The organism is Curtobacterium sp. AB7, assembly GCF_044909335.1.
In the GTDB taxonomy this organism is placed as follows: domain Bacteria; phylum Actinomycetota; class Actinomycetes; order Actinomycetales; family Microbacteriaceae; genus Curtobacterium.
In genome coordinates, this window is record NZ_JBIYED010000002.1 from 294,176 (window position 1) to 307,135 (window position 12,960).

Consider the following 12,960-nt stretch of genomic DNA (forward strand, 5'->3'; position numbering starts at 1 on the left):
GGTCCGGTCACCCTGCCGCGGCAACCGTACTCGGCGTTCGCAAACGGATGCTGAGACTGTAACGCCTGTCGGGTTTCGCGCGTGTGACCGTGACGGAAACGGACAGCCGCGAGCCGGGCGCTGGGCTGCGCGGAACCGCGCGGGTCAGACGCGGACCCGGCGGGCGGGCCGGACGGTGTCCCCCGCTGTGCGGCTCATCAGGATGCCCTCGACGCACGCGACGGCGAGCAGCGCCGCGATCACCCAGAACGCGACGGTGTACGGACCGTCGCCACCGAGCCCGCCGGCCGCGCGGATCACCACCGCTGCGACGGCGACGCCGAACCCGGCGGCGGTCTGCTGCAGCGTCGACGAGAGCGTGTTCGCCGGGGTCATGTCGGCCTGCTCGACGTCGGCGAAGGCGATGGTGTTGTACGCCGTGAAGCCGACGGAGCGGGCGGCGCCGCTGACGACGAGCAGCACCGCGAGCAGCCAGAACGGGGCGTCCTCGGTCATGAACGCCATCGCGACGACGGTCAGCGCAGCGATCGCACTCGACACGATGATCACCGGGCGGTAGCCGAACCAGCGCAGGAACGGCGTCGTCATCGGCTTGATGCCGAGGTTGCCGACGAAGACCCACAGCACGGCGGACCCGGCGAGCACGGCGCTCCAGCCCCAGGCGTCCTGGAACAGCAGCGGGAGCACGAACGGCACCGCGGAGACCGCCAGGCGGAACAGGCTGCCGCCGGCGTGCGACACCCGGAACGTCTCGAGGCGGAACGCCTCGAGCCCCATGATCGGGTGCGGTGCCCGGCGGAAGTGCCGGATCGCGAACCAGCAGCAGACGGCCCCGACGACACCGGACACCACGACGGCCAGGACCGGGATGACGTCGAGTGCGAGCAGGGACGCCATCACGACGAGCGACCCGAGGCCGAAGCACGCGAGCAGCGATCCGAACCAGTCGAACGGCACGCGTTGCGCGGCGCGCTCCTGCGGGACGAGCACGAGCGCGGCGACGAACGCGATGACGCCGAGCGGGATGTTGATCAGGAAGATCCAGTGCCACGTCAAGGTGTCGACGAGCACGCCGCCGATGAACGGGGCGATGATCGGCGCGGCCAGGGCGGGCCAGGTGAGGATCGCGATGGCCGTGACGAGCTGCTCGCGCCCGGCGCTCCGGAGCACCACGAGGCGGCCGACGGGCACCATGAGCGCACCGCCGAGCCCCTGCAGGATGCGCCAGAGCGTCAGGTCGACGAGGCCGGTCGACATCGCGCAGAGTGCCGACGCGATCGTGAAGAGCGCGATCGCACCCGCGAAGACGGTGCGGGACCCGATCCGGTCGGTGAGCCAGCCCGAGACGGGGATGAAGACCGCCAGGGTGACCAGGTACGCGGTGATCGCGACGCCCACGGCGGCCGAGTCGACGCCGAGGTCACGCCCCATCGCGGGCGCCGCGGTCGCCAGGATCGTGCCGTCGAGGAGCTCCATGAAGAAGGTCCCCGCCACGAGCACGGCGACCGCCGTGCTGCCCGTCCGCCGTCTGGGTGTCGTCATCGTCGTCGCCATGTCGCGTCAAAGGCTATGCCCGGTGCCGGGTCGCGCGGGGATGGTGTCGGGAGGTTCCCCGATCGTGTTGTGCATTGCAGAATGATGCGCACCAGTGCGTTGCCCCGCGGGTCCGCCGAGCGCGAGCGTGGAGGCTGCGCGACGACAGGAGGCTCACCGATGACCGACGCCGACACGACGACCGGGACCGTGACCACGAAGGGCGCCTGGGACCCGGCAGCGGGGACTCCGCACCACGTCTTCGACCACGCCCACCTGCCCGTGATGACCGTGCGGGAGTCCGCCCTGGCGAACAACACCGCCGTCATGCAGGCCTACGTCGACCGCCACGGGCTGCTGTTCGCGCCGCACATGAAGACGCACATGGCGCCCGACCTCGCCGCGCGGCAGATCGACGCCGGAGCGTGGGGCGTCACGGTCGCGTCCGTGCAGCAGGCGATGGTCGCGTGGGAGCACGGGGTGCACCGGATCCTGGTCGCGAACGAGGTCCTCGACCCCGCCGGCCTCGCCTGGCTCGGGTCGCGGCGCACGGTCGACCCGGACGCCGACGTCCTCTGCTACGTCGACTCCGCAGCGGGCGTCACCGCCGCCGTCGCCGCGCAGAGCACCGTCGCCGGCGAGCTGCACGTCCTGGTCGAGCTCGGGTTCCCGGGCGGGCGCACCGGGGTCCGCTCCCCCGACGACGCTCGTGCCCTCGCGCTGCTCGCCCACGACGCCGGGCTCGTGCTCCGCGGTGTCTCCGGGTACGAGGGCGGGCTGCCCGGCGTCGACGCTGCCCGCGAGTACGTCGCCGGCGTGCTCGACGTCGCCGAGGACGTCCGCGGGCTCGTCGACGGTCGCGGGCTCCTCAGCATGGGCGGCAGCGCCTGGTTCGACGCCGTCGTCGACGCGGTGGCGCACCGCACCGACGACCTCGACGTGCTGCTGCGGTCTGGTGCGTACCTGACCCACGACGACGGCTTCTACGCCGAGCGCACGCCGTTCGGCCGCCACCCGGCCGAGGGCTCGCTCGTCGCCGCGATCGAGGTCTGGGGACGCGTGACGTCCTGCCCGGAGCCCGGGCTCGCGTTCGTCGCCGTGGGCAAGCGCGACATCTCCTTCGACGAAGGGCTGCCGGTGGTGCGGTCGGTGCGGCCGGCCCTGCCAGGAGGCCCGGCGGGCGCCACACAGGTCGTCCCGCCGCCCGGGGCGGTCACCGTCACCCGCCTCGACGACCAGCACTGCTACCTCGCGCTGGCGGACGGTGCCCCCGAGCTGACGCCCGGTGACGTCGTCGTGTTCGGCATCTCGCACCCCTGCACGGTGTTCGACAAGTGGCGGCAGGTGCACGTCCTGGCCGACGACGACACCGTGCTCCGGACGATCGCGACGTGGTTCTGATGCGCGCGACCACCGCGGCCCCGGTGCCGACGGACGGCGACGGTCCTGCCCGGAACGCCGCACTGTCCCTGCGTCGTGGGCTCCGCCTGCTCGACTGCATCGCCGACCGGACCCGCAGCGGCGCGGTGTCCGTCAGCCTGTCCGTGCTGGCCACCGAGCTCGGCGCCTCGAAGTCGACGGTGCTCCGCCTGACGGCCCCGATGCTCGAGAACGACCTGCTGCGCCGCACCCCGGACGCCGGGTTCACGCTCGGCCTCGGCGCGCTGCTGCTCGGGCAGAGCTACCTCGAGGGGATCGACCTGCGCTCCGCCGCCGCGCCGTTCCTGCGTCGGACGGCGGAGCAGACCGGGCTGACGTGCCACCTGGTCGTGCCGGACGGCACGGACATCGTCTACGTCGACAAGGTCGAGACCCGCGGCACCGTCCGCATGGGCTCCCGGATCGGGAACCGCCTGCCGATGCGGAACACGGCCTCCGGCAAGGCGATCGTCGCGTTCGGTGAACCGGAGCTGCTCGACCGCGTGCTCGCCGAGCCGGCCCAGGTCATGACGGAGCACACCATCACGGACGACGACCGCTGGCGGCACGAGGTCGACCGCACGCACGGACGGGGCTACGGCATCGACGACCGCGAGAACGAGCCGGACATCCGGTGCGTCGCCGCCCCGGTGTTCGACCACGCGAACCAGGTGGTCGGCGCGATGAGCATCTCCGGGCTGGCCTCGCGGTTCCCCGCAGCAGCGGTCCGCGAACTCGGCGACGGCGTCGTGCGGACCGCCCACGAGATCTCCGTCGCGCTCGGGTCCTCGTCGGCGCAGCTCGCCCTCGCGCGGGGTGCCCGGTGACCGGCTCGGTGCTGACGTTCGGCGAGACGATGCTGCTCCTGACCGGGCGCGACGTCGGCGCGGTGCCGGACCTGGAGCACATGCGGGTGGACACCGGCGGCGCCGAGAGCAACGTCGCGATCGGCCTCGTCCGCGCCGGGGTGCCGGCCACGTGGATCGGTCGGGTCGGCACGGACCCCGCCGGCGACCGGGTCACCGCCGACATCGGTGGTGAGGGCGTCGACGTGCTCGCGGTCCCCGACACCGAGCGATCCACCGGCATCATGATGAAGGAGCGGCTGCTCGACGGCCGTACCCGGGTGACCTACCACCGCCGGGGTTCGGCCGGCTCGGCGTTGGCCGCGACGGACCTGCCCGGCGGCGTCGTCGAGACCGCTGCGCTCGTGCACGTCACCGGGATCACCCTCGCGCTCTCCGAGTCCGCACACGACACCGTGACCGCAGCGCTCGACCGGGCGTCCGCCGCCGGTGTGCCGGTGTCGTTCGACGTCAACCACCGGCCGAAGCTCATCGGCGCCGACGCTGCACGCAACCGGTACCGGGCCGTCGCAGCAAGGGCCGCCGTGGTGTTCGCCGGCGACGACGAGGCCCGGCTCGTGCTCGGCCGCGAGGACCAGGACGATGACGAGGAGTCACTCGCGCACGAACTCGCCGCACTGGCACGGGGCCGCGCGGTCGTGAAGCTCGGCTCCCGCGGTGCCGTGGCGTCGATCGACGGCGTGTTCGTCCGTCGGCCCGCGACCCCGGTGCGCGTCGTCGACCCGGTCGGTGCCGGTGACGCGTTCGTCGCGGGCTGGCTCGCAGCGAGCCTGGGTGGAGCGGACGCCGCCGAGGCCCTCGACCGGGCCGCCGACGCCGGTGCACTCGCCTGCACCGTCGAGAGCGACTGGCGCCGTCCGGACCCAGCCGCGTTGCACCACGCCCCGGACCCGTCGGACACCGACCACACCGACCACACCGTGCACGACCGCGTCGACCGCTGACGCCGTGTCTCCCCACACCGTGTCCGCCGAACACCACCACTCGAGGAAGCGCACCATGACGAACGACACCACGAGCACCGAAGAGCACGCCGCCGCACGGCACCGTCACCAGGCCGGACCGGCGATCGCGATCCTCCGCGGCGGCACCGGCGACCACGTCGAGGACGTCATCGCCACCCTGGTCGACTCCGGCGTGACGGCGATCGAGATCACCACGAACACCCCGCGCTGGCGCGAGGGCATCGCGTGGGCGGTCGAGCGGTACGGTTCCGCGGCCTCCATCGGTGTCGGCACGGTGCTCGACGTCCGACAGCTCGACGAGGCCGCCGCTGCCGGAGCCTCGTTCGCCGTCAGTCCCCACCTCGACGCCGAGCTCGGCGAGCGCGCGCACGAGCGTGGCCTCGGCTGGTACCCCGGTGCCGCGACCCCGACCGAGATCGTCCGCGCGTGGCGGCTCGGCGCCCGTGCGGTGAAGGTGTTCCCGGCTGCGCAGCTCGGCGGCCCCGCGTTCCTGCAGCAGGTCCTGGCACCGCTCGACTTCGTCGACGTCATCCCGACCGGTGGCATCGGCGTCGACGACGCCCCGGACTACCTGGCCGCCGGTGCGGTCGCCGTCGGACTCGGGTCCCCGCTCGTCGGTGACGCGCTGACCTCGGGCGACCTCGACGCCCTGCGGGGGCGGGCCGGCCGCCTCGTCGCGGCACTCGACCGATGACCGGACAGCAGCCCACCGGCGAGCAGTCCGCCGTCGGCGTCGTCCTGCTGCGCGGCGGGTCGGTCCTCGGTGCGGACGGGTCCCCGGTGCGCGCCGACGTCCTCGTCACCGACGCCGTCATCCGCGCCGTCGGTGCCGATCTGGGCGCCCCTGCCGACGCGCACGTGATCGACTGCGACGGACGCCTGGTGCTGCCGGGCTTCGTGGACGCGCACTCGCACGCCGGATCGCTCGTGTTCGACGAGGGCGTGCAGCTCGCGCTCCTGCGCCAGGGCGTGACGACGATCGTGACCGGACAGGACGGCGTCGGACCGGCTCCGGGCGACGGGTCGTACGCCGACACGTACTTCGCCGCCATCGACGGTCCGCACCCGACGTACCGCGGTGGCGGGGTCGACGGCCTGCTGACGACCTACGACGGCACGACCCCGATCAACGTCGCGACGCTCGTACCCGCCGGCACGGTCCGTCACCAGGTCATGGGCGACGATCCTGGACCGGCGGACAGCACGCAGCTGGCCACGATGCGAGGGCTGGTGCGCACCGGCCTCGCGGACGGTGCGGTCGGTCTGGCGACGGGGCTCGACTACGTCCCCGGTCTGTTCGCCGGCACCGCAGAACTCGCGGCACTCTGCACCGAGGTCGCTGCCGTCGACGGCCTCTACGTGTCGCACATGCGCGGCGGGTACGAGGGGAACGCCCGTGCCGGCCTCGACGAGATCGCCGACATCGTCCGCGCGTCGAGCGTCCGCGCGCACGTCTCCCACCTGCACGCGCCCGTCGACCTCGCGGTGACCGCACTCGCCGAGCTCGAGGCCGAAGGCGCCCCGATGTCGTTCGACGCCTACCCGTACTCGCGTGGCTGCACGATCCTGTCGATGCTGCTCCTGCCCGCGGCCCTCGCCCGCCCCGGCACCGAGGACCTCGCCCACGCCATCGCCGACGACGAGGGTCGCGCTGCGGTCCGGGCGGCCGTGCTCGACCGCGTGCTGTCCCGCGCCGACCTCGGCACCGGCTGGGCGGAGCAGATCACGCTGTCACACGTACCCGCCGCCGAGTTCCACGCGCTGCAGGGCCGCACCCTCGCCGACGCCGCCGAGGCGACCGGGACGGACCCGGTGGACCTGGCCCTCGACGTCCTGGTCGACTCGGCACTGCAGGTCACCGCCGTGATGCGCGTGCCCCGTCCCCGGACCGCCGACGACCTGGCACCGCTCTTCCGGCTGCCCGGGCACACGGCCGGGTCCGACGGGATCTTCGTCGGCACACACCCGCACCCGCGGGCGTACGGCACGTTCGCCCGCTACCTGCAGGACTTCGCCCGCACAGGGCTCCTGTCGTGGCTCGAGGCCTCGCGGCACCTGTCCACCACTGCGGTCGAACGACTCGGCCTCGGTCGACGTGGCGCGGTCGCCGTCGGGGCGGTCGCCGAGCTCGTGGTCGTGGATCCCGATCGGGTCGCGGCGCGGTCGTCCTACGACGAACCGATGCGCCTGGCCGAGGGCATCGACGACGTCCTCGTCGCCGGTGTCCCCGTGCTGACGGACGGCGCCCTGACGTACGCGACCCCCGGCGCCGGGCTGCGTCGCCACCCGGGTCGGATCGACCACGAGCAGGGAGCAGCCGGCACCGGGGGTCGGTGACCCAGCGCGGTGACGCGCCTCGGTGAGGCTTCACACAGCCTGTACCGGCGTCACGCAGCGCTCGGCAGCACCGCCACGACGTCGATCTCGACCAGGATGTTCGCCAGGTGCGACTGCACCGTCGTGCGGACCGGGTACGGCTGCGAGAAGTGCTTCGCGTACTCCTCGTTGAAGGCCGGGAAGTCGCGGTCGGAGTGCTCGAGGTGCACCGTGGACTTCACGACGTCGTCGAGGGTGGCACCGTGCTCGGCCAGCACCGCTGCGACGTTGGCCAGCACCTGCGCGGTCTGACCGGCCACGTCGTCGGCGATCGCCCCCGTGGCGGGGTCCTGCGGGCCGAACCCGGCGGTGTAGATGAAGCCGTTGGCGACGATGCCCTGGCTGTAGGGCCCGGCGGGCTTCGGGGCGTCGTCGGTCACGATGGCGGTCTTCGGCGCGGTGGAGTTCGGCACGGTTGCTCCTGGGGTTCGTCGGTCGTCGGCGGAGACTCCAGGCTAGGCGGACGCCACGCGGTGGGGCCGACCACCCGGCCAGCGCATTCCGCATTGCAGAACGCGAGTCGGGCCTCCCGTCCGGGTGCCGCACCGACCACCCAGGCGGAGGGCGGCTACCCTGGCCGGGTGCCGTCCTCCCTGCCCGAACGCCGCGGAGCGCGCGCGTGAGCCGGCTCGACGGCGCGGTCACCGGGACCGCCGCGACCGGACGACGCCGCGCACTCGACACCGTCACCTCCCTGCCGGCGTGGGCGGCGGTGCTGCTCGTCTGGACCGGCGGCCGGATCGTGTCGACGCTGTGGCTGGCACTCGCGTACCCGCTCATCGGACGTGCGCTGCCGGACAACGCCATCTGGGGCAACGGGCACGGGTTCACGGCGTTCCTCACCGCCTGGGACGGCCAGTACTACGAGCAGATCTCGTTGCACGGGTACCCCGACGTGCTGCCGCTCGACGCCGCCGGCAACGTGGCGCAGAACGCTTGGGCCTTCCTGCCGGCGTTCCCGTTCACGATCCGGATGCTCACCGCCTCGACCGGGCTGCCGTTCACCGTCGGCGCCCCGCTCATCTCCGTGCTGGCCGGTCTGCTGGCGACCTACCTGCTGCACCGCCTGGTCCGCGACCGTGCGGGCAACGCCGCGGCGATGTGGGCGGTGTTCTTCTTCACGTGCGGGCCGCTGTCGTTCCTGTTGCAGGTCGGTTACGCGGAGAGCATGTTCCTCGCGCTCACGTTCGGCGCACTGCTCGCCCTGGAGCGTCGCCGGTACGGGCTGCTCACCGTGCTCGGGGTCGCTGCTGCCTTCACCCGTCCGGGGGCGCTGGCCGTCCCCCTCGTGCTCGGGGTCATCGCCCTGGTGCGGTGGGTCCGGGCTCGCCGTGAGACCGGGCGGGTGCTCGACACCTTCCCGCTCCGCGAGCAGGTGCAGGTCGTGGCCGCCGGTGTCGTGATGGTGGTGGCGGGTCTCGCCTGGCCGGTCATCGCGTCGCACGCGACCGGCACGCCGAACGCCTACCTCGAGACCGAGATGTCGTGGTGGGTGAACTTCATCGGCCGCGTGGACTTCGTGCCCTTGTCGCCGTGGTTCCTCATCGCCGGGCGCTGGCTCGGCGTCGGCGGGATCCTGATCGTGGTGTTCCTGCTCGTCGGGTTCCCGATCTGGCTGCTCCGCCGGTCGACGAAGCGGCTCGGTTCGACGACCGTGCTGTACTCGGCCGCCTACGCGCTCTACATCTTCGCGGTGTCCCTGCCGATGGCCTCGACCCCGCGATTGCTCATGCCCCTCGCGCCGTTGTTCGGCTCGCCGGAGCTCGTCGCGAAGCCGTGGATGCGGTGGGTGTTCGTCACCGCGGCGCTGGCCGGGCAGCCGGTGCTCGTCGCGGTGCTCTGGCTGCTCGGGCCTCCGTAGCGGGGACGGCGGCAACACCGACACCACGGACACCTCCGACGCCACCTCCGACTCGGAACGACGGAACCGACGTCGTACGACATCGATCCCGTCGTTCGAAGTCGGATCGAGCCGAGCCGAGCCGAGCCCGACCCGTCCGCTCCTAGAGCTCGACGGTCCCGTGGTCCCCGGTGTCCGGCTGGCTCTGCTTGCGCAACGCTGCCTTGAGCGTCTGCACGAGGCTGCCGACCGGACCGGTGTCCTGCGTCCAGTACTCGACCGAGTCGCCCGACACCGTGAGCAGCCGGATCGAGGGGTCGTCGCGGCCGTCCGGGAACCAGGCCTCGGCGAACGGCGACCACAGCTCGTCGATCACGGCACTGTCCTGCGTCACGGTGGCGGTGCCGGCGATGGACAGGTAGCCGCCCTGCGACTCGATGGAGACGTTGACGTGCGGGTTCCTGGCGATGTCGTCGACCTTCTCGCTGCCGTCCTGCACCAGGAAGCGGAGGGTCCCGTTGAACGCCTTGTCCTGCACGGCGAGCGGCCGGGCGTGCAGCTGGCCGTCCTCGCTCACCGTCGTCAACAGGGCCGTGTGGGCGCCGTGGACGATGTCCGAGATGGCGGCGCGCTGGTCCGTCTGCGTGTCGGTCATGATGCTCCTTTGCGTCGTGCGCCCCACCCGTCCCGACGTTCGACAGCGGGTCCGGCGGGGCCGTACCGTTCCCGCCAGTGTGCCCCTCGACGCTGGGCGCGTCCGGCACGCGGCAGCTCCACCCCGACCGGGAGGCCCGTCTCGACTCCCCCGGACACGTCCGGCCACGCAGGCGGCCGGTCCGCAGTGCCCGCGCCCGGTCCGGCGCACTCCATGCGTCCGCACACAGCGACACTCCACCAGACGATCACCGCGTGCATCGTCGGAACATGCACACGCACCGGATGCATGCGCAACGAGCGACACTCCACGAGTCGATCCGCGGGTGGTTCGTCGGAACATGCACACGCACCGGATGCGCCCGCACGGAACAGGTCAGGCTGGCTCGCGGATGGTGGTCTCGACGTCGACGACCTGCGGCACCCGCGGCATCGAGGCGAAGCCGAACGCCACGGGTGGGTCGAGCGGCGCCAGGGTGCCGAGGGGCTCCCCCGCCCAGGTCCCGCGCACACCGGTGACGTCGTGGGCCCCGGTCACGCCGTAGTACTCGCGCCGACCGTTCCCCGCCGAGCCGGCGGTACCGGATCCGGGAGCGACGAGCCGGGCGATCGGGTCGATCGCGGCGAGCCAACGGGGGTCGCGGGCGATCGGCTTCGGGACGACGCGCAGGATGCGTCCGAGCGGGGAGATCGTGCCGACGTCGACCGACATCTGCAAGGCGCCGGCGTCGAGCTCCAGGCCACGGGCCGTCCGTCGCGCCCGGACGTCCACCACGGACACGGTGTCGAACCGGTAGGTGCCGGAGACGTAGGCGGCGACGATCTCGTCCGGCGCGAGCAGCACGCTGGTGCCGTCGGGCAGCTCGAGGAACACGTCCGTGAACGCTCCGAAGGGCGAGCGGTCCCACATCCCGACGACGATCCGGACACCCGAGGTGGTGCCGACGCCCATGATCCGGCCGCGGAACCGGCGCTCGACGGGAGGGGTGCTGGGACGTGACGGCATGCCGTGGACCGTACCCGGCGCGCCCGTGAGGCGGACCGACGGAGCTGACCCGCGCCTCCCGGCTGACGGGTTCGCGAAAGCGACGGATCGCCGCGAACGTTCCACGGCGATCTGTCGCTCTCGCGGGGTGGGCCCGGGGTGACCGTCTACGGGACGGGGACGGGCTCGGCGAGCAGCTCGCGCACGCGCGGCGCGACCTTCGTGCCGTAGAGCTCGATGGACCGCAGCATGTCCTCGTGCGGCAGGCGACCGGTCGCGTACCGCATGTCGAACCGCGAGGCGCCGAGGATCCGCATGTTCCGGGCGATCTTCCGTGCCACGGTCTCCGGCGACCCGACGTACAGCGAGCCACCGGCGGACAGGCCCGCGTGGTACCCGGCGACGTCGAGGGGCGGCCAGCCGCGCTCCCGGCCGAGCTGGTCGGTGACGGCCTTGTGGTACGGCCAGTAGCGCTCGGCGGCTTCCTCGTCGGTCGCCGCGACGAAGCCCGGCGAGTGCATCGCGATGGGCTGCTGCGGCAGGTCGAGCTGGGCGAGCGCCTGACGGTACAGCCGTGAGAACGGGGCGAACTGCGCCGGCTGCCCGCCGATGATGGCGAGGAAGAGCGGCAGGCCGTAGGACGCCGCACGGATCACCGACTGCGGCGAGCCGCCGACGCCGATCCAGGTGGGGATGGCGCCGTGCTCGAGCTTCGGGAACACGTCCTGGTCGACCAGGCTCGCGCGCTTCGTGCCGGACCAGGTCACGGCGTCGCCGCCGCGCAGGGCCGCCCAGAGCTGCAGCTTCTCCTCGAACAGGACCTCGTAGTCGGACAGCTCGTAGCCGAACAGCGGGAACGACTCGGTGAAGGAGCCACGCCCGAGGATGACCTCGGCACGACCGTCCGAGATCGCGTCGACGGTGGCGAAGCGCTCGTAGACGCGCACGGGGTCGTCGGACGACAGCACCGTGACGGCAGAGCCCATCCGGATGCGGGAGGTCGAGGCGGCGATCGCGGCGAGGACGACCTCGGGTGCGCTCACCACGAAGTCGGCGCGGTGGTGCTCACCGACGCCGATGAAGTCGATGCCGACCTGGTCGGCGAGGACGGCCTGGGCGACGACGTCGCGGATGCTCTGTGCGTCGGACTTGAGACTGCCGTCGGCGAGTTCGGTGACGTCGCCGAAGGTGTCGATGCCGAGCTCCACGGGGCCGATCCGTTCGGGTGCGGGCGGCGGGACGTCCGAAGGGCGGTCGGTGCCGAATGCGTTGCTCATGGTTCCTCCTGATCGCACTTCCATGCGTTTGCATCAAACTACCACGGCAAGGCCGGCACGGCCAGCGCCCGCGTGTACGGTCGCCCGCATGCCGAAGCTCCCTGACCAGACCGGACGCAGGATCGTCGTCACCGGCTCCAACAGTGGCACCGGGAAGGAAGCCGCGACCCGTCTCGCGGCCGCCGGCGCGAGCGTCGTGCTCGCCGTGCGCACGACCGCGAAGGGCGATGCCGCCGCGGCCGAGATCCGCGCAGCCCACCCGAACGCCGACGTCGAGGTGCGCGAACTCGACCTCGCGGACCTGGCGAGCGTGCGCCGCTTCGCCGAGGGCATCGTCGGCGAGGACCGCCCGGTCGACGTCCTGGTGAACAACGCCGGGGTCATGGCACCGCCACAGCGCTTCGAGACGGTCGACGGCTTCGAGCTGCAGTTCGGCACGAACTTCCTCGGTCCCTTCGCGCTGACGAACCTGCTGCTGCCCTCGCTGTTGCGCGCCGAGACACCGCGGGTCGCGACCATGTCCAGCCTCGCCGCGATCCCCGGCCGGATCCGCTTCGGCGACCTCCAGTGGGAACGCGGGTACAACGGCTGGCGCGCCTACGGCCAGTCGAAGCTCGCCGACCTGCTCCTCGCACTGCACCTGCACCGGCTGACCGTCGAGGCGGACGTCCCCCTCGTCAGCACCGCCGCGCACCCCGGCTACACCCGCACGAACCTGCAGTCGGCCGGACGCTCGCTCGGACGCGCGAAGCCGGTGCGGCCCAGCAACCGCGCACTCCCCTTCACGCAGGCGGTCGAGCAGGGCACCGAGCCGCTGCTCTACGCCGCGGTCGGCCCGAACGCGGTCGGTGGCGCCTACTACGGCCCGGCCGGCCCCTTCGGCCTGACCGGACCGACGACCGCCGTCTCGATCCCCGGGTCGGCACGGAGCGCCGACCTCGCCCGCTCGCTCTGGGCCGTCGCCGAGGACCTCACCGGGACACGCCCGCCCCTCTGAGCGCGGGGCGCGACCGGGAGGCCCGTGGCACGTCCGGCGCACCGCCCG

At 72.7% G+C, this 12,960-nt stretch carries 12 protein-coding genes; 7 read left to right on the plus strand and 5 right to left on the minus strand.

The annotated features are described in order from the left end of the window. Nucleotides 1-144: 144 nt before the first annotated feature. The gene (locus tag ABH929_RS07405; protein ID WP_263091304.1) at nt 145-1,554 is read right to left on the minus strand and encodes an MFS transporter; all 1,410 of its coding nucleotides are present in this window, start codon (nt 1,552-1,554) and stop codon (nt 145-147) included. Nucleotides 1,555-1,713: 159 nt separating this feature from the next. Between ABH929_RS07405 and ABH929_RS07410 the strand changes: the two genes are divergently transcribed. The 5 genes from ABH929_RS07410 to ABH929_RS07430 are packed head-to-tail and all read left to right on the plus strand — an operon-like array spanning nt 1,714 to nt 7,120. Continuing rightward, on the plus strand, nt 1,714-2,934 hold the full coding sequence (locus tag ABH929_RS07410) for an alanine racemase (protein ID WP_263091303.1): 1,221 nt from the start codon (nt 1,714-1,716) through the stop codon (nt 2,932-2,934). After that, nucleotides 2,934-3,779: an IclR family transcriptional regulator gene (locus tag ABH929_RS07415; protein ID WP_240347750.1), complete on the plus strand. Its 846-nt coding sequence runs from the start codon at nt 2,934-2,936 to the stop codon at nt 3,777-3,779. Before ABH929_RS07410 ends, ABH929_RS07415 begins: the two co-directional genes overlap by 1 nt. Further along, the gene (locus tag ABH929_RS07420) at nt 3,776-4,762 is read left to right on the plus strand and encodes a sugar kinase (RefSeq protein WP_404560695.1); all 987 of its coding nucleotides are present in this window, start codon (nt 3,776-3,778) and stop codon (nt 4,760-4,762) included. Before ABH929_RS07415 ends, ABH929_RS07420 begins: the two co-directional genes overlap by 4 nt. 55 nt (nt 4,763-4,817) lie before the next feature. After that, the gene (locus ABH929_RS07425) at nt 4,818-5,477 is read left to right on the plus strand and encodes a bifunctional 4-hydroxy-2-oxoglutarate aldolase/2-dehydro-3-deoxy-phosphogluconate aldolase (RefSeq protein WP_263091301.1); all 660 of its coding nucleotides are present in this window, start codon (nt 4,818-4,820) and stop codon (nt 5,475-5,477) included. Then, nucleotides 5,474-7,120 (plus strand): amidohydrolase family protein, encoded by a 1,647-nt coding sequence (locus ABH929_RS07430; protein ID WP_404560696.1) that lies wholly within the window; start codon nt 5,474-5,476, stop codon nt 7,118-7,120. Before ABH929_RS07425 ends, ABH929_RS07430 begins: the two co-directional genes overlap by 4 nt. 50 nt (nt 7,121-7,170) lie before the next feature. On the opposite strand, the gene ABH929_RS07435 is transcribed toward ABH929_RS07430, so the two are convergent. Next, the gene (locus ABH929_RS07435; RefSeq protein WP_205462845.1) at nt 7,171-7,572 is read right to left on the minus strand and encodes a RidA family protein; all 402 of its coding nucleotides are present in this window, start codon (nt 7,570-7,572) and stop codon (nt 7,171-7,173) included. Between the two features lie 206 nt (nt 7,573-7,778). Between ABH929_RS07435 and ABH929_RS07440 the strand changes: the two genes are divergently transcribed. After that, on the plus strand, nt 7,779-9,020 hold the full coding sequence (locus ABH929_RS07440) for a hypothetical protein (protein ID WP_404560697.1): 1,242 nt from the start codon (nt 7,779-7,781) through the stop codon (nt 9,018-9,020). Between the two features lie 142 nt (nt 9,021-9,162). Here the strand turns inward: ABH929_RS07440 and ABH929_RS07445 are convergent, their stop codons facing one another. From ABH929_RS07445 to ABH929_RS07455, 3 genes are all read right to left on the minus strand, one after another. Further along, nucleotides 9,163-9,654, minus strand: a complete 492-nt coding sequence (locus ABH929_RS07445; RefSeq protein ID WP_205462848.1) for a pyridoxamine 5'-phosphate oxidase family protein — start codon at nt 9,652-9,654, stop codon at nt 9,163-9,165. A gap of 375 nt (nt 9,655-10,029) precedes the next feature. Then, nucleotides 10,030-10,659, minus strand: coding sequence for a hypothetical protein (locus ABH929_RS07450; RefSeq protein ID WP_263091298.1), 630 nt, complete (start codon nt 10,657-10,659; stop codon nt 10,030-10,032). A gap of 146 nt (nt 10,660-10,805) precedes the next feature. After that, on the minus strand, nt 10,806-11,915 hold the full coding sequence (locus tag ABH929_RS07455) for an LLM class flavin-dependent oxidoreductase (RefSeq protein WP_240347373.1): 1,110 nt from the start codon (nt 11,913-11,915) through the stop codon (nt 10,806-10,808). Between the two features lie 88 nt (nt 11,916-12,003). Between ABH929_RS07455 and ABH929_RS07460 the strand changes: the two genes are divergently transcribed. Beyond that, on the plus strand, nt 12,004-12,912 hold the full coding sequence (locus tag ABH929_RS07460) for an SDR family oxidoreductase (RefSeq protein WP_263091297.1): 909 nt from the start codon (nt 12,004-12,006) through the stop codon (nt 12,910-12,912). Nucleotides 12,913-12,960 lie beyond the last annotated feature (48 nt).